This is a genomic window from Salinibacterium sp. G-O1, assembly GCF_030063305.1.
Lineage (GTDB): Bacteria > Actinomycetota > Actinomycetes > Actinomycetales > Microbacteriaceae > Rhodoglobus.
Window position 1 is genome coordinate 890,585 of the sequence record NZ_JASISV010000001.1, and the last position, 15,985, is coordinate 906,569.

The 15,985-nt window shown below is 65.5% G+C and carries 17 protein-coding genes, 1 pseudogene and 3 riboswitches; of the genes and pseudogenes, 12 read left to right on the plus strand and 6 right to left on the minus strand.

The genetic code is table 11. From position 1 onward, the window contains the following. Positions 1-50 precede the first annotated feature (50 nt). From QMG83_RS04380 to QMG83_RS04400, 5 genes are all read left to right on the plus strand, one after another. On the plus strand, positions 51-743 hold the full coding sequence (locus QMG83_RS04380) for a DUF8692 domain-containing protein (protein ID WP_283504116.1): 693 nt from the start codon (positions 51-53) through the stop codon (positions 741-743). Positions 744-851: 108 nt separating this feature from the next. Further along, positions 852-1,526, plus strand: a complete 675-nt coding sequence (locus tag QMG83_RS04385; RefSeq protein ID WP_283504117.1) for an SDR family NAD(P)-dependent oxidoreductase — start codon at positions 852-854, stop codon at positions 1,524-1,526. 48 nt (positions 1,527-1,574) lie between these two features. Beyond that, positions 1,575-2,210 carry a hypothetical protein gene (locus QMG83_RS04390; RefSeq protein WP_283504118.1) on the plus strand — a complete coding sequence of 212 codons (636 nt, stop codon included), beginning with the start codon at positions 1,575-1,577 and terminating at the stop codon, positions 2,208-2,210. Positions 2,211-2,247: 37 nt separating this feature from the next. After that, positions 2,248-2,712: a nitroreductase family deazaflavin-dependent oxidoreductase gene (locus QMG83_RS04395; protein WP_283504119.1), complete on the plus strand. Its 465-nt coding sequence runs from the start codon at positions 2,248-2,250 to the stop codon at positions 2,710-2,712. Continuing rightward, positions 2,709-3,674, plus strand: coding sequence for a Ppx/GppA phosphatase family protein (locus QMG83_RS04400; protein WP_283504120.1), 966 nt, complete (start codon positions 2,709-2,711; stop codon positions 3,672-3,674). The genes QMG83_RS04395 and QMG83_RS04400 overlap by 4 nt, the downstream gene beginning before the upstream one ends. Here QMG83_RS04400 and ctlX read toward each other — a convergent pair. Beyond that, complete coding sequence (gene ctlX, locus QMG83_RS04405; RefSeq protein ID WP_283504121.1) at positions 3,671-4,648, minus strand: citrulline utilization hydrolase CtlX; 978 nt, start codon at positions 4,646-4,648, stop codon at positions 3,671-3,673. The two genes, QMG83_RS04400 and ctlX, sit on opposite strands and share 4 nt — an antisense overlap. Positions 4,649-4,655: 7 nt before the next feature. Then, positions 4,656-5,687 (minus strand): ornithine cyclodeaminase, encoded by a 1,032-nt coding sequence (gene ocd, locus QMG83_RS04410; protein WP_283504122.1) that lies wholly within the window; start codon positions 5,685-5,687, stop codon positions 4,656-4,658. A 122-nt stretch (positions 5,688-5,809) separates the two neighbouring features. On the opposite strand from ocd, the gene QMG83_RS04415 reads away from it, so the two are divergent. The 3 genes and pseudogenes from QMG83_RS04415 to QMG83_RS04425 all read left to right on the plus strand — a co-directional run bounded on the left by QMG83_RS04415 (position 5,810) and on the right by QMG83_RS04425 (position 8,060). Beyond that, positions 5,810-6,241, plus strand: a complete 432-nt coding sequence (locus tag QMG83_RS04415) for an Lrp/AsnC family transcriptional regulator (RefSeq protein WP_283504123.1) — start codon at positions 5,810-5,812, stop codon at positions 6,239-6,241. Positions 6,242-6,378: 137 nt separating this feature from the next. Then, positions 6,379-6,459: pseudogene (locus QMG83_RS04420) on the plus strand (RidA family protein); the annotation flags it as partial. 14 nt (positions 6,460-6,473) lie between these two features. After that, positions 6,474-8,060 carry an ABC-F family ATP-binding cassette domain-containing protein gene (locus tag QMG83_RS04425; RefSeq protein ID WP_283504124.1) on the plus strand — a complete coding sequence of 529 codons (1,587 nt, stop codon included), beginning with the start codon at positions 6,474-6,476 and terminating at the stop codon, positions 8,058-8,060. Here QMG83_RS04425 and QMG83_RS04430 read toward each other — a convergent pair. The 4 genes from QMG83_RS04430 to QMG83_RS04445 form a co-directional block, all read right to left on the minus strand. Continuing rightward, on the minus strand, positions 8,057-8,503 hold the full coding sequence (locus tag QMG83_RS04430) for a DoxX family protein (RefSeq protein WP_283504125.1): 447 nt from the start codon (positions 8,501-8,503) through the stop codon (positions 8,057-8,059). The genes QMG83_RS04425 and QMG83_RS04430 overlap by 4 nt on opposite strands. A 32-nt stretch (positions 8,504-8,535) precedes the next feature. Next, positions 8,536-9,258 (minus strand): J domain-containing protein, encoded by a 723-nt coding sequence (locus tag QMG83_RS04435; RefSeq protein WP_283504126.1) that lies wholly within the window; start codon positions 9,256-9,258, stop codon positions 8,536-8,538. A gap of 80 nt (positions 9,259-9,338) precedes the next feature. After that, positions 9,339-10,055, minus strand: coding sequence for a J domain-containing protein (locus QMG83_RS04440; protein ID WP_283504127.1), 717 nt, complete (start codon positions 10,053-10,055; stop codon positions 9,339-9,341). 54 nt (positions 10,056-10,109) lie between these two features. Further along, positions 10,110-10,433 (minus strand): DMT family transporter, encoded by a 324-nt coding sequence (locus tag QMG83_RS04445; RefSeq protein WP_283504128.1) that lies wholly within the window; start codon positions 10,431-10,433, stop codon positions 10,110-10,112. A gap of 14 nt (positions 10,434-10,447) precedes the next feature. Then, a riboswitch (guanidine-III (ykkC-III) riboswitch) is annotated at positions 10,448-10,513 on the minus strand. 101 nt (positions 10,514-10,614) lie between these two features. Here QMG83_RS04445 and QMG83_RS04450 point away from each other — a divergent pair. From QMG83_RS04450 to gcvP, 4 genes are all read left to right on the plus strand, one after another. Continuing rightward, complete coding sequence (locus QMG83_RS04450) at positions 10,615-11,241, plus strand: LON peptidase substrate-binding domain-containing protein (RefSeq protein ID WP_283504129.1); 627 nt, start codon at positions 10,615-10,617, stop codon at positions 11,239-11,241. A 63-nt stretch (positions 11,242-11,304) separates the two neighbouring features. After that, positions 11,305-11,422, plus strand: a riboswitch (glycine riboswitch). After that, positions 11,423-11,510: riboswitch (glycine riboswitch) on the plus strand. It abuts the riboswitch before it with no gap. Positions 11,511-11,544: 34 nt separating this feature from the next. Continuing rightward, entirely contained in the window at positions 11,545-12,660 is a 1,116-nt protein-coding gene (gene gcvT, locus QMG83_RS04455; protein ID WP_283504130.1) for a glycine cleavage system aminomethyltransferase GcvT, read from the plus strand. 2 nt (positions 12,661-12,662) lie between these two features. Further along, positions 12,663-13,034: a glycine cleavage system protein GcvH gene (gene gcvH / locus QMG83_RS04460; protein WP_283504131.1), complete on the plus strand. Its 372-nt coding sequence runs from the start codon at positions 12,663-12,665 to the stop codon at positions 13,032-13,034. After that, complete coding sequence (gene gcvP / locus QMG83_RS04465; RefSeq protein ID WP_283504132.1) at positions 13,034-15,931, plus strand: aminomethyl-transferring glycine dehydrogenase; 2,898 nt, start codon at positions 13,034-13,036, stop codon at positions 15,929-15,931. The genes gcvH and gcvP overlap by 1 nt, the downstream gene beginning before the upstream one ends. Positions 15,932-15,985 lie beyond the last annotated feature (54 nt).

Sequence of the window (15,985 nt, forward strand, 5' to 3'; positions counted from 1 at the left end):
AGACCGATGCTGCCTGACCTCCCGGATTCCAGAGTGAGGATGGTGCGCTCATGCTGACCGGCGCTGGGCGGCGACCCGCCGCGGATCAGACTGTCGCGCCGTGGTACCGGGCCCCGCGACATTGGGGCATCTTTTGGATTGCCTTTGCGGCATCCAGCGGTGTGGCGATTGGTTTGACCGCTGCGATCGAGGCATTTCCGGTGCTCAAGCTCGCCATCCGCGACGTTGCGGCCGTGGCTCGGGATGGACTTCCCCTGCCCTTCTTCACGGGCTGGATCTCCAATATCGGAATCGTCGGATGGTTTGTCAGCGCGGCTGCGCTGCTCGTTGCCGCCCAGGTCGGCGCTGGCTCTCGACACTGGCGAAGCGTCGTCTTCACAGGTGCGGTTGCGTCGTTGTCCTTCCTGCTCGGCGTCGACGACCTTTTCATGATCCACGATGGAGCAATCACATTCGGCGAGGAGTGGCTCCTTTTGCTGTGGTTCTCGCTCGCAATTGCCTGGGTGATCATGTTTCGGCGGGAGCTGCTGCACGACCCGCTGCTGCCTGTTCTCGTGCTCTGTGCTGCCTTCTTCGGGCACGCCGTGGTTGCAGACATCGTGGCCAACGGGAGTTTGCTGCTGCACGAGGACGCGTCGAAGCTCGCCGCCATCGTGTTGTGGACAGGCTGGGCTCTGGCCACGACCCAGCGCGTCATCGAATCATCGACACGGCTTCGTCAGCGGGGGCCAGCGGCAACCTAAGGCGCCAAAGTTGTCTCCTCTGCGGGCGCTGGCGCTGACGCGTCGCATCGCTCCCTCGCGACAAGGCAGACTGGAAAGACCATGCCACTATCGACCCAAGGAGTAGTCATGCCCGTCATTGCCATCATCGGAGCCGGGCCTGGCCTCGGAGCGGCGGTTGCCCGCCGTTTCGGTCGTGAAGGTTTTTCGATCGCCCTCATCTCGCGCGACCAGTCGAAGCTCGACGCCATGGCCGCGGAGCTTGGTGCGGATGGCGTGACCGCCAGCGGTTTCGCGGCTGACGTCAAGGTGCCCGCGGAACTCGAAAACGCTCTCGCGCGCGCCGCGGCGGAGCTCGGGCCCATCACGGTGCTGCAGTACAGCCCGCTTCCGTCGCGCGATTACCTGAAGCCGGTGCTCGACCTGACTCCGGAGCTGGCGCTTGAGGCGATGCAGTTCTCCGCGCTCGGGCTCATCCACGCGGTGCGTGCGGTGCTGCCGGCGATGCGTGAGACGGGCGATGGCAGCGTCATCCTGATCAATGGCGGCACCTCGGTGAAGGCCCGCGCCGGCTTCGCGGGCACCTCGGTCGCGTTCCCCGCCGAGAGCGCATACGGCGAAATGCTGCACGACGCACTCGAGGATGAGGGCATCCGCGTCAGCCAGCTGGTGATTCCAGGCGGCATCCCCAAGCTTCAGCTACCCAACGGAATCGACGACGTCGCCGACCGCATCTGGGGTCTCCACGCCGAGGCGGGCCCGTTCCGCACCATGCTCATCCCGCTTGAGGACGGCCGGGAGTAGGGCGTCGGATCCCTAGGCTTCGGATCGGTGCGGGTATACCGTGGAGTCATGAGAAAAAATCTGGTTACAGTGATCTCTGTTGCCTGCGTGATTGCACTCGGTGTCGGGGGTTCGGTCGCGGTCGCGGTGGCGGGGCAGCCATCCGCTCTCGACTCAGCGGCGGTCGCGTCGCCGACTCCAACCGCTTCGCCGACTCCAACCGCCACACCAACTCCGAGCCCCACCTTGCCCATGGAGGTGTCGGAGGGCGACACCGGTCCGGCACCCACGTCAGTGCCCTCGGTCGAAGCACCGGCACCCGCACCGGCACCCGCGCCGGCACCGGATGTCCTGCCGGTTCCTGCACCAGGTGAGCACCTGGTGACGTTCTCGGTGACAAGTTCGTCTGGTTTCGCCCAGGTCTCGTACTGGACGGCGGGCGGCGATCCGTCGTCGAGCAACTCCAAATTGTGGATACAGGGTGAGAGCCAGGACTTGAAGTGGGTAACGGCACCGTGGACCCGTTCCGCGGTAGTTCCGGTCGGTGGCGATCCTCTGAAAGACGGCTGGGGTCTTTCGTTCTTCGTTGAATCCGGCGTTCAGGCAAGTTGCACGGTGACGATGGACGGGGCCGTGATTTCCAGCGCCTCCGTCAATGCTTCGGGACCCACACTGTGGACGTGTTTGCCGGGCGTTATCGGCTGACCAACGGCACTGGATCCCCGCGTGACATGCTGAATGCATGTCTGTCGCCGCTCGGCTCCTGCGAACACGATGGCTGATGCGCGCCCCCATCGGGATGTTCCGCATTGGTCTCGGCTTCCTCTTCGGCGAGCGTTTGCTGCTGCTGGAGCACATCGGGCGCACCTCCGGTAAGGCGCGGTATGTCGTCCTCGAGACAGTGTCGCGACCGACTCCGAACGAGATTCTGGTCGCGTCCGGCTTCGGCACCCGGTCACAGTGGCTGCAGAACCTGCGCGCGAATGCGCAGTGTTTCGTCAGCATCGGTCGTATCCGCCGTTCCCCCGCGGTCTCGGAAATTCTGGATGACGAGTCAGCCCGGCGAGCGCTCGCGGGATACGCGCTCGAACATCCCAAGGCGTGGCAGCAGCTGAATGCCCTGATGGGGGAGTTGGCGGGCACCGCAAACCCGGAAATTCCGGTCGTGCGGCTCACGCTCCCCACCCGCGGCGGGAGCTCCCAATGACCCGTGTTGCCGCCTTCGATTGCGGAACGAACTCAATCCGGCTGCTCATCGCCGACATCGACGAGCAGGGCCAACTGCGAGACGTGGTGCGCACGCTTCGACTGGTGCGGCTGGGAGAGGGCGTGGATCGCACCGGTCGCTTCGCTGCCGAGGCGCTTGAGCGCACCCTCGCCGCTGTGCGAGAGTACGCGGAGCTGTGCCGCGAGCATCGGGTGGAGCGCATCCGGTTTGTGGCGACCTCGGCGACGCGGGATGCCGCAAACCGCGCCGAGTTCACCGACGCCGTCGCGGCGATCCTGGGCGTGCCGGCGGAGGTCATTCCCGGCACTGAGGAGGCGGCGTTGTCGTTCCGGGGTGCGCTCACGGCGCTCCCGGAGCCGGCGGCCGCCACGACGCAGCACCTCGTCGTCGACCTCGGCGGTGGGTCGACCGAGCTGGTGCTGGGCTCAAGCGCGCCGGATTCCGCCTTCTCGATGGATGTCGGATGCGTGCGCCTCGCCGAGCGCCACGTGCGCAGCGACCCGCCGCTGCAGTCAGAGCTCGCCAGCATCCGTCGCGATGTCACTGCGGCGCTGGATGCTGCGACGGCCATCGTCGACGTGTCGCGCACCACCGAGATCATCGGGGTGGCAGGCACCGTCACGACGATCACCGCGCACGCCCTCGCGCTGGATTCCTATGACCCGCTCGTCATCAGCGGCAGTCGCCTGCCACTGCAGGTCGTCCTTGACGCGTGCGAGTCACTCAGTCGTCTGCCGCGCGCAGAGCGTGCCGCACTGCCGTACATGCACCCGGGTCGGGTCGACGTCATCGGCGTGGGCGCGGTCATCTGGTCCACGGTGCTGCAGAGGGTCGCGGATGCCACGACCGCCGCCGGGCACCCGCTCGAGTTCGTCACCACGAGTGAGCACGACATCCTCGATGGCGTGGCCCTCTCGCTGGCAGGGCAGACCGAAGGTTAGGCGAACGCGACAGCTTCCACCGGTGGGTCCGCGACGGGAGCGACCGCGGGCACGACCGGCCGCCGATCGAGGTGGATGCCCGCAATCATGCAGCGCACGGAACCACCGGCGAGCTCGATCGTGGGAATCTCGACGCCGACGATGCGGCAGCTGCGTTCGATTGTGGCGCGCTGCTCTGGCGTGAGCGATGCCTCGGCCCGTCCGGACATGACGAGGATGCGCCCGGCGGGGGAGCGCAGTTCGATCGCGTTTCCGGCGAACTCGGTCACCTGCTCGGCGCTCAGCTCGATGAGCTCGCGGCCGGGTTCGGTGAGGCGTTCCGCGACCTCTGCGCGCCTGGCCGGATCCTCGATGAGCGACAGCCCGACGAGGGCGACATCCGTTGCAATGCACATCATGACGTTGGTGTGATAGATCGGGGTGCCGCTCGGGTCGCTCGCGGCAAACATCATCGGCTCGTAGCCGAAGGTCGCGCAGAACCGTTCGAGGGCGAGCGGGTCGGCGCGGTGCGACTTCGCGGCGTAAGCAACCCGGTTGGTGTGGTCGAGCACCATCGCGCCGGTGCCCTCCAGGAAAATGTTGTCGTATTCGAGGCCGGAGAAGTCGATGATGTCCTGCACCCTGAATCGCGCCTTGAGTGCGTCGATGACATCCGGCCGGCGCTCGCTGCGCCTGCTCGGCGAGAACATCGGGTACAGCGCGATGCGTCCGCCGGGGTGCGTCGAGAACCAGTTATTGGGGAACACGCTGTCTGGACGCACGTTCTCGGTGTCCTCGAACATCAGTACCTGGATCCCGGCGGCCTCCAGCGTCTCGGCGAGCCGCGTGCTCTCCTCGAACGCCGCCGCCGCGATCTGCTCAGCGCTGCGCGTCGGGTCGATCGACTGGAACGCGTTGTCGGCCGCGGTGGCAGGGTTGGGGCAGAAGTGGTGTGGCCGGATGAGCACGACCGCCGAGGGGCACTGAACACTCATGGACGTGTCAGGCGCTGACGACGGCCGCCGCGGCGACCAGCGAGTAAAGGTTTTTCGGGTCGGCGGGCTCGGCGATCAGGTCGACATCGGTGAAGAAGTCGGTGCCGTCGACGGCATCGCGGGCGTAGCGGAGGGCGGAGAAGTCCTCGATCGCGAAACCGACGGAGTCAAAGACCGTCACCTGCTCGGCGCTCGTGCGGCCCTCGGCTTCGCCGACCAGCACGCGCCAGAGTTCGGTGACCGGGAAGTCAGCCTCGACCTGCTGGATCTCGCCCTCGATGCGGGTCTGCTCGGGGAACTCGACGAACACATCCGAGCGACGCAGGATGGCCGCATCCAGCTCCGTCTTGCCGGGGCAGTCGCCACCGATCGCGTTCAGGTGCATGCCCGGCTCAACCATGTCGTTCGAGATGATTGTCGCGTTCGTCTTGTCTGCCGTGCAGGTGGTGACAATGTCGGCTCCGCGAACGGCGTCACGGGCATCCGTCGCCCGGTCGATTTCGAAGCCGAGTGGCGACACGTTTTCGATGAACTTGTCGAGGGCGGCCGGGTCGGTGTCCCAGACGCGGAGGGTGGTGATGCCCAGGCCCGCGCGGAAGCCGAGCGCCTGGAATTCGGCCTGGGTTCCGGTGCCGATCATCGCCATCACCGTCGACTCTGGCCGTGCCAGCAGCTTCGCGGCGAAGACGGATGTCGCGGCCGTGCGCAGCGCGGTGAGGAGGGTCATCTCGGACCAGAAGGTTGGGTAGCCGGTGTTCACGTCGGCGAGCACGCCGAAGGCCGTGACGGTCTGGTGGCCTCGCGACGGGTTGGAGGGGTGACCGTTGACGTACTTGAACGCGTAGGTCTCGCCGTCACTGGTGGGCATGAGTTCGATGACACCGAGCGGCGAGTGGCTCGCGACCCTCGGGGACTTGTCGAAGATGGGCCAGCGCGCGAAATCCTCTTCGAGGTATGCCACCATGCCGGTGATGATCGACTCGACACCGGTGCTGGCGATCCAGCGGCTCATGTTTCCCACGTCGACGAAGCGCACCATGATTTCTCCCTTAACTCGTGTGCTCAGCCTACGAATGTGCACTATGCAGCAACAATGACCATTCGGTGAGCTTTTGGGGCACTCTCTGTGCTCTTTGCGCATCCAAGACATACAATATGCACATGGTGACAATGGATGACCTCGATCGACGTCTCATCGGACTGCTGAGGACCAACGCCCGCGAGCCTGTGGCTGTTCTCGCCAGGGAGCTGGGGGTGACCAGAACGACCGTGACCAGCCGTCTCGACCGGCTGCTCGACAACGGCACGATCCTCGGGTTTTCGGCCAGAGTGCGCGCCGAAAACGACCCGGACACAATCCGTGCCGTCGCCCTGATCGAGGTGGAGGGGCGCACCACCGACGACGTGATCCGTCAGCTCCGCGGATTCCCGGAGGTGCACTCGCTACACACGACCAACGGCGCGTGGGACCTGGTCGCGGAGCTGCGCACAGACACCCTCGGGCACTTCGACCGGGTGCTGGCGCGCATCCGGTCGTTGGATGGCGTCATCAACAGTGAGACGAGCCTGCTCCTGAGCTCGGTGATGGTCTAGTCGCATCCCGGACCGCCGCCCTGTTCCACTCCCAAATGAAGGAGATTTCGCGTCGGAGAGGCTGCGCGGCCCTAAAGCACCCCGAGGTTTGCGAAATCTCCTTCATTTGGGGGAGGGGACGGGCCCGCGGCGCCGAGAGCACGCTGGTTGGTGTGACGGTGCTCGGGTATCCGGGACAATTGGTGGAGATCGAGGCTACGGCGGCAGTGATCGACTAGGGGAGAACCACAGCATGAGCCTGATCAGGTTGAACGACGTCGAACTGCGCATCGACAAGACGCAGGTGCTGCGGGAGGCGTTCTTCAGGCTCGAGCCGAAGGATCGCGTCGGGCTGATCGGCCGCAACGGCTCGGGCAAGTCGTCGCTGCTCAAGCTCGTCCTCGAGCAGCTTGCCCCGACGAGCGGCACGATCACCATCGAACCTGGCACCAAGTTCGGCTACTTCTCGCAGTTCTCCGAGCTGAACGGTTCGGCGACGATCCTCGAGGTGCTCGACGACCTCTTCGTCGATATCCGGGCGATCGAAGCCGAGCTCGCGAGCATCGACGCCGCGATTGCTGCAGATCCGAGTGCGGATCTCGACGCCCTCATCCACCGCCAGGCCACCCTGTTCGAAGACATGGATCGGCTCGACGGCTGGGACTACAAACGCCGCATCGACCAGGCGCTCACAACCCTTGGCTTCACCGAGGCGCATCGCACCAGCGCGATCGACGACCTGTCAGGTGGTTGGCGCAACCGCGCGGCGCTCGCCAAGATCGTCCTCGAAGACCCCGATGTGCTGCTGCTCGACGAGCCCACGAACTTCCTCGACGTCGCTGGTGTCGAGTGGCTGGAGGCTTGGTTCCGCGGCTTCCACGGCGCCGCGATCATCGTCTCGCACGACAGGCGCTTCCTCGACTCTGTGGTCACCCGCATCATCGAGGTCGAGAACTTCCACCTGCACGAGTACCCCGGCAACTTCGGCGAGTACGTCATCCAGAAGCAGTTCAGGCTGAAGACTCTCGAGCAGCAGTTCGTGCACGAATCAGAGTTGCTCGCCTTCGAGGCCGAGGGCATCGCCGACCGTCGGGAGGCGGCGAAGGCTGCGAGCCGCGGTCTCGACAAGCAGCTCTCCACCATCAAGAAGAGCCGAGCGCCCCGGCCCGTCGACCAGATCATCACCGAGATTTACGGTGGCCTTCACATCAAGGATGTCCTCTGCCGGGTCGACCGCATCAGCAAGTCCTACGACGGCCGTGTGCTGTTCTCAGACCTCAGTTTCGAGATCCGTCGGCGCGATCGCATCGTGATCCTCGGATCCAACGGCAGCGGAAAGTCCACACTGTTGCGCGTGCTCACGGACGAAAAGCCGGATTCCGGCGAGACGGTCTGGACGAAGGGCAGCGACGTCATCTCGTACAACAAGATGCTCGACGAACTCGACCTTGACGACACCGTTACTCATGCGGTCAATGCGATGCCGAACAGCCTCGCCCTGACGGCGACGCGCAAGTCGGTCGGGCGGTTCCTGTCGATGTTCCAGTTCTCCGAGGCCGACCTGAAGCAGCGCATCGGCAACCTGTCTGGTGGCCAGCGCGCCAGGGTGGCGATGGCGCAGTGCCTGCTGTCCGGCGCATCCGTGCTGCTGCTCGACGAGCCGACGAACCACCTCGACATGGCGAGCACCCAGGTGATGGAGCGCGCGCTCGTTCACTTCCCAGGGGCTGTTGTAGTCGTAAGCCACGACAGGTTCTTCACCGACAAGATCGCGAACCGGTTCCTGGTGTTCGGGGCCGAGGGCGCGGAGCCCGGCGAGATCGACGTTCGGGTCGCCTAGGAGCGTCGCGCGCGCCACCACGTCCAGGCGCCCGTCGACCACAGTGCCCAGGCGACCAGCAGCGGCTGAAACAGCAGGCGCACTCCGAGCGCGACGGCCATCGGGTTGACCCATCCTTCTGTCGCGGTGTGCACGAACAGCTGCGAGATGTTGCCGGGGAAGATCGCCAGGAAGAACAGCGCGGCAACCCAGCCGACGGCCACCCGATAGCGGGCAATCAGCAACACCGCGAGCCCGAGGGCGATTTCGACGATCCCGGATGCCACGACCACGAAGTCAACGTCAAACGGAAGCCAGGGCGGCACCTGAGCCTGGAACGCCTGCCGCGCAATGGTGAGATGTCCGATACCGGCGGCAATGAGGAACAGCCCGAGCAGCACCCTCCCGATCGTGCGACGGATCGAGGTGGGCCGTGCGGGGGCGGTGCTGGCATCCTGCGACATGCCTCAAGACTGCGGCACAAATCGCGTCAGTGCTACCGCCAGGCGGCGGATGACCACCCTGCCGCCGGGGGCTGGTGACGGAACCGAGTCATTCGGGGGCCAGCGATACGCAGAACGATTGTCGCGACGAATGAGGCCGCGAGCAACGCCCAGAGCCAATCGGGGCTCGCGGAAACGATGAAAGTTACGGGCCACACGCCAGCCGCAGCAATCGGCCAGAAGAGCACTGAGACTCCGAGGAGGCCGAACACGAGGCGCGGCGGGCGCGACAGTCCGGCCGCCGCCCACACCAGCGCGAGGATGATCGGCGGAATCAGTCGTGGTGAGACTTCAGCCATTGACCCCGCGTAGGTGGTGGTGAGCACACCGCCCGTGGTCGCGACGATGACCGCGATCGACAGGAACGCGAGGGTGTTCCATAAGGCGCTGCGTTCCACGACGAGTGAGGAGTCGCCGACCGGACGATGAATGGTGTCGCGGCGGAACGATGGAGGTGCGTCTCCCACAGGCTCCAGCGCGGCGGGAACCGAGTACGTCTGCCCGGAACGAGAGCCCTGCCGGTCGAAACGAGATCGCAGTTCGGGGTCGAGCAGCACGCGCTGCGCCTCGTCGAGCCTGAGGGTCATTGCCACTCCCGCGACGCCTGCGACGTTCGGGTGGTGGATGCTGGTGAGCCGTTGATGGGCGGCATGGATTTCTTCGGGGGAGGCGTCGGGTGCCACGCCAAGCAATTCGTAATGGTTCGGGGTTTCCATTGTGGGTTCAGCATATTTCACCAAAGCGCCCGTTCGTGGGGTACACTTCGCCGAAATTTGTCCCCAATGCGGGGGTAGAGCTAGGCGGTGGAGGCCCAACGCGGCGCCGAAGGCTTGCTTCGGAGCTGAGTCACTCGCGGGGCCGAAACGCGCAGCACGATGGTGGCCACGAAGGATGCCGTGAGCATCGCCCAAACCCAGTCGGGGCTCGCTGAAACGATGAAGGCGAACGGGGAAAGGCCTGATGCGCCAAGCGGCCACAACAGCATCGCGCTTCCGAAGAGGAAATAGATGAATCGTGGTGGACGCGACAGGCCGGCCGCCATCCATGCCAGGGCGACAATCAGGGGCGGCACCATTCTGGGCGAAACTTCCCCCAGCGGGCCGGAATATGTGGTCGTGAGAATCCCGATCGTGGTCACCAGGATGGTCGTGATCGACGAGATCGCCAGGATGTCCCAGACGACGCTGTGTTCCTCAGCGGCGGGGGAGGAGCGCGCGGAGCGGTAAGGGGCTTCGCGGCGAAAATCGCGCGCGGACTGATTGGCTGGGCCGGGATTCGACGTGTTCGAGCGTGTTGCGCCGGAGTGGCTTGCTGGCCGGTCCACGCGCGATCGCAGGTCCGGGTCGAGCAGCACCCGCTGAGCTTCGTTGAGTCTGAGGGTCATCGCGGTGCCCGCCGCCCCCGCCACATCCGGGTGGTACACCCTCACCAACCGCCGGTAGGCAGCACGAATCTCATCGGCTGTGGCTTCGGGGGTCACGCACAGCAATTCGTAATGGGTGGGGGATTCCATCGTGTTTTCAGCATATGACATCCGTGACCCCCAAATGCGGGGTCTGGGCGTCAATTAATGGCTGCCGTCGACCAATTTCAGCCCCACGATGCAGCCCACGAGACCGAGCAGCAAAAGCACCTTGATGATGGATGCGGGTTCACCGCCGAAGATCATCGCGTACGTCACCGCCAGCGCTGCTCCGATTCCCACCCATACCGCGTACGCCGTACCCGTGGGGATGTCGCGCATCGCCAGCGCCAGCCCGGCCATGCTGACTGCGAGTGCCACGCCGAAAATGACGGTCGGCCACAGTTTTGTGAAGTTCTCGGACTTGCCCAAAGCCGTGGCCCAGACTGCCTCGAGCACTCCGGACACAATAAGAATCACCCATGCCATGACGACCACAACCCTCTGGCCAGTCTTGTCGCGTGCCGGGTACTGATCCGTCGTCCGGGGGTCGCAGTGCGAGTCCCTCAGAAGAACCTAGCAAACGGGAGCCGGACGGGGCTGAGCGCTCACGTCATTTCGCAGATCGCAACCCCTCGCGCCAGGGCCTGCCGCGTGCTTTTCTAGAAATATGACCGCACTCGCCATGTTCCCTTTGGGATCTGTGCTGTTCCCACACATGCCGTTGAGCATCCGAATCTTCGAGGAACGCTACATCGTGATGCTCTCGAGGGTGTTGCAGGACGAACCGTCTGAGTTCGGAGTGGTGCTCATCGAACGCGGCCAGGAGGTGGGCGGCGGGGAGAAGCGATTCGCGGTCGGGACCGTCGCCAGAATTGTGCAGATCGAAGCGGCCGAGGGCTTCATCGGGCTGGCCGCTGAGGGGCAGGGCCGAATCGCGATCGAGGAGTGGCTCGAGGAGGATCCACATCCGCAGGCCATCGTGCGCGAACTCCCCGCCCTCGAATGGGACGATTCGTTGACTCCACTGAGAGAGCGTGCCGAGCAACTGGTGCGTCGCACGCTGTCGATGGCAAGCGAGTTCTCGGAGCTTGCCTGGTCTCCCGACGTCGAACTGGCGGCAGACCCGGTTGCCCACGCCTGGCAGCTTGCCGCGATCTCTCCGCTGGGGCCGCTCGACCAGATGTCGCTGTTGTGCTCAGGCACGATGTCTGAGCTGCTGGAGGGAATTATTGAGCACACCCTTGGCGTGGAGCTGTCGCTTGCGTCGCCGTGGCTGGATGACGAACCGGAGTAGGGCAGCGGCATCCACTTCGCGCCCCGTATTGCTAGGCTGGCCGCACAACTGAACATCGGGCCGCAACACAATGCGGGAGAGCCGAAGAATGACCGTGCGCTTTATTGCCACGTGCAGCCGACGGCACCGAAGGAGCAAGCCTCCCCGCCAATCTCTCAGGTTCATGTACCGCATCGACTGGCCACTCTGGAAAGTGGAACCCGCACAGGTTCCCGCCGACGGTGAAAGCGATCGCATCGCGAAACTCTCAGGCCAATGACAGAGGGGGAGTTCCACCCGCAGCCATGCCTACAGGAGAACTCCGTGACCGATGCTCCCGACCCCCGACAGTCGCCACTGCACGATGTGCATGCCGCTGCCGGAGCCAGCTTCACTGACTTCGCCGGCTGGCTGATGCCGGTGCGGTACAGCTCAGATCTTGCCGAGCACCACGCCGTGCGCACGTCGGCAGGCATTTTCGATATCTCCCACATGGCCGAGATCGTCGTCGAGGGCCCGGATGCCGCGGCCTACCTCGATTTCGCGCTCGCAGGCAAGCTCTCGGCGGTGGCGATCGGCCAGGCCAAATACAGCCTGCTGCTCGACACCTCCGGTGGCATCATCGATGACCTCGTCGTGTACCGAAAAGGCGATGACTCCTTCTTTGTCGTGGCGAACGCCGGCAACAGGGCGCCGGTCGCGGAGGCTCTGGAGCACAGGGCCGGTGAGTTCGATGTGACGGTCGTCGACCAGAGCGACGAGATCTCGCTGATCGCCGTCCAGGGTCCCCGGTCACGCGAGATCGTGGCCGCGACGGCGGGCATCAGCGGTGTCGAACTGGACTCCCTGAAGTACTACTGGAGCACCAGCGGAACGTTCAATGGTCTGCCGCTCATGGTGGGGCGCACCGGCTACACCGGCGAGGACGGCTTCGAGCTTTACATCCAGGCGGATGCCGCGGCCGACCTGTGGGCAGCACTCACCGCCGCGGGCGAGCCGTTCGGGCTCGTGCCTGCCGGGCTCGCCAGCCGCGACACCCTCAGGCTGGAGGCAGGCATGCCGTTATACGGCCACGAACTCGGGCTCGACACCCTGCCCGTGCAAGCCGGGCTCGGACGGGTCGTGAACCTGAAGAAGGATGGCGACTTCGTCGGACGGCAGGCCTCCGAGACGGGTGCGCCCGAGGGCGCGCGGGTGCTCGTCGGCCTGGTTTCCGACGGCAAACGCGCCGGCCGCGCCGGCTACGCGGTGTTCGACGGCGACACGGAGGTCGGCACGATCACGAGCGGCGCCCTGTCGCCCACCCTCGGGTACCCGATTGCGATGGCGTACGTCGACCCGGCCCTGAACGCGCCGGGCACAGAGCTGGCAATAGACGTGCGGGGGTCGCGAGTCGCGGCATCCGTCGTATCACTTCCCTTTTACAAGCGAGAGGCATGACCATGGCTGAACTGAACGAACTCAAGTACACCGCTGAGCACGAGTGGATCCTGATCGAGGGCGACATCGCCACCGTCGGAATCACGGCATACGCTGCCGAGAAGCTGGGCGACATCGTCTTCGTCGAGCTGCCGAAGGTGGGCTCGACGCTCGCCGAGGGCACCGTGGTCGGCGAGATCGAATCGACCAAGTCGGTCGGTGAGCTCTTCGCGCCCGTCAACGGCACAGTCGTCGAGGCAAACGATGCCGTCAGCGACAGCCCTGAACTGGTAAACAGTGATCCCTTCGGCGCAGGCTGGCTCGTCAAGGTGAAGTTCACCGAACTGCCCGAATTCCTCGACCTCGCCGCATACACGGCCCTGACGGGCGAGTGATGACCGAGCGCTTCGCAGATCGTCATATCGGAACGGATGACGCGGCGCAGGCCGCGATGCTGAAAGCTGTCGGCTACGACACCGTAGAGGCGCTCGTGACGGCCGCCGTCCCGGCGTCGATCGCCGTGTCGCCGAGCGTGGGGTCTAGCATCCCGGATGCCGCGACCGAGCGTGAAGCGCTCGCCGAACTGCGTACCCTGGCCGACCACAACACCGTCAATCGTTCGATGATCGGTCTCGGTTACTACGACACCATCACCCCGGCGGTGATTAAGCGCAACGTGCTCGAGAACCCCAGCTGGTACACCACGTATACGCCGTACCAGCCCGAGATCTCGCAGGGTCGCCTCGAGGCCCTGATCAACTTCCAGACCATGGTGTCTGACCTCACCGGCATGACGACCGCGAACGCGTCGATGCTCGACGAGGGCACCGCCGTCGTCGAGGGCATGCTGCTGGCCCGGCGCGCATCCGGATCAGACTCGAACGTCTTCATCGTCGACGCGGATGCCCTGCCACAGACCAAGGCGATCCTCGCCAACCGCGCGGAGGCCGTCGGCATCAAGCTCGTCGAGCTCGACATCCAGTCGGCCGACCTTCCCGACGCGTTCGGCATCTTCGCGCAGTACCCGGGCGCCTCGGGTCGCATCGTCGACCCCTCTGCCGCCATCGCCGCGGTCAAGGAGAACGGCGGCCTTGCGGTCGTCGCCGCCGACCTGCTCGCCCTCACACTGCTCACCTCACCCGGTGAACTCGGGGCCGATGTTGCTGTCGGCACCAGCCAGCGTTTCGGCGTTCCCATGGGCTTCGGTGGTCCGCACGCCGGCTACATGGCCGTGCGCAAGGGCCTCGAGCGCCAGCTGCCGGGTCGGCTCGTCGGTGTCTCCCAGGATGTCGTGGGCCACCCCGCCTACCGCCTCACCCTGCAGGCGCGCGAGCAGCACATCCGCCGCGAGAAGGCCACGTCGAACATCTGCACCGCCCAGGTGCTGCTGGCCGTGATGGCCTCGATGTACGCCGTGTACCACGGTCCCCAGGGGCTCAAGCGCATTGCCCTGCAGGTGCGGGATGCCGCCGAATCCTTCGCCGCGCGCCTGGTCGCCGCGGGCTTCGAACTCGAGAGCGACAACTACTTCGACACGCTCACGGCGCGCACCCCAGGGCGCGCGGCGGCGATCGTGACCGCGGCTCGCGCGAGCGGCATCCTGCTGCATCTCGTCGACGCAGACACCGTGCGACTCAGCTTCGACGAGGTCAACTCGCAGCCGTACAGCGGAGCAGCCGGCCCCGGCACGCACGATCTCGCGCAGGCATTCGGACTGGATGCTGGCGTCGCCGTGCTGACCGAATCGCAATCGATCCCGTCAGGCCTTGCGCGCACCTCTGACTACCTCACGCACCCGGTGTTCAACACCCACCGCAGCGAGACGTCGATGATGCGCTACCTCAAGTACCTCGCCGACAAGGACTACGCGCTCGACCGCGGCATGATTCCGCTCGGCTCGTGCACGATGAAGCTGAACTCCGCCACGGAGATGGAATCGGTGACCTGGCCCGAGTTTGCTGGCATCCACCCGTTCGCGCCGGCGGAAGACGTCTCGGGATACCTCGTGATGATCTCGCACCTCGAGACCTGGCTCGCCGAGGTCACCGGCTACGACACGGTCTCGCTGCAGCCCAACGCCGGCAGTCAGGGTGAGCTCGCCGGCCTGCTCGCGATCCGCGGCTATCACCGTTCGCGCGGCGACGACCACCGCACCGTGTGCCTGATCCCGTCGAGCGCGCACGGCACGAACGCCGCCAGCGCGGTGCTCGCCGGTATGAAGGTCGTCGTGGTGGCGACGGACGCCCTCGGTAACGTCGACCTCGACGATCTGCACGCCAAGGTCGCTCTGCACGCAGAGTCGCTCGCGGCACTGATGATCACGTATCCGTCGACCCACGGGGTGTACGAGCACGAGATCCGCGCGATCTGCGACTCGGTGCATGACGCCGGCGGACAGGTCTACGTCGACGGCGCGAACCTCAACGCGCTGCTCGGGTACGCCAGGTTCGGCGACTTCGGCGGAGACGTCTCGCACCTCAACCTGCACAAGACCTTCTGCATCCCGCACGGCGGAGGAGGCCCCGGTGTTGGTCCCGTTGCCGCCAAGGCTCACCTGGCTCCGTTCCTGCCCGGTCACCCGATGGCGCAGAGCTCGCACCACCCGGCGTTCGACCTGAACAGCGGTCGCGAGGGCGAGTTCGTGCATGCCGGCGGGCCCGTCAGTGCTGCGCCATACGGCAGCCCGAGCATCCTGCCGATCTCGTGGGCTTACGTGCGCATGATGGGGCTGGATGGCCTCAAAGCCGCCACTGGCGCCGCGGTCCTTGCGGCCAACTACGTCGCGGTGCGCCTGCGCGACCACTATCCGGTGCTGTACGCCGGGGACAACGGTCTCGTGGCGCACGAGTGCATCCTCGACCTACGCCCGCTCAAGGAGGCGACGGGCATCGACAACAACGATGTCGCCAAGCGGCTCGTCGACTACGGATTCCACGCACCCACCATGTCGTTCCCGGTTGCGGGCACGCTCATGGTCGAGCCGACCGAGAGCGAAGACCTCGCCGAGATCGACAGGTTCATCGATGCGATGATCGCGATCAAGGATGAGGCCGATGCCGTGGCATCCGGAGTCTGGCCCGCCGATGACAACCCGCTGGTGAACGCTCCGCATACGGCCCAGGCCGTCATTGAGGGGGAGTGGGAGCACGCGTACTCACGCGAGCAGGCCGTCTATCCGATCCGTTCACTGATCAGCCACAAGTACTGGCCGCCGGTGAGGCGCGTCGACAACGCGTTCGGTGACCGCAACCTGGTCTGTGCCTGCCCGCCGATCGAGGCGTTCGCCGACTGAGCGCGACTACCTAGGCGTGCGAGGTCGAGCTGCGGCATATGTTGGGTTCGGATG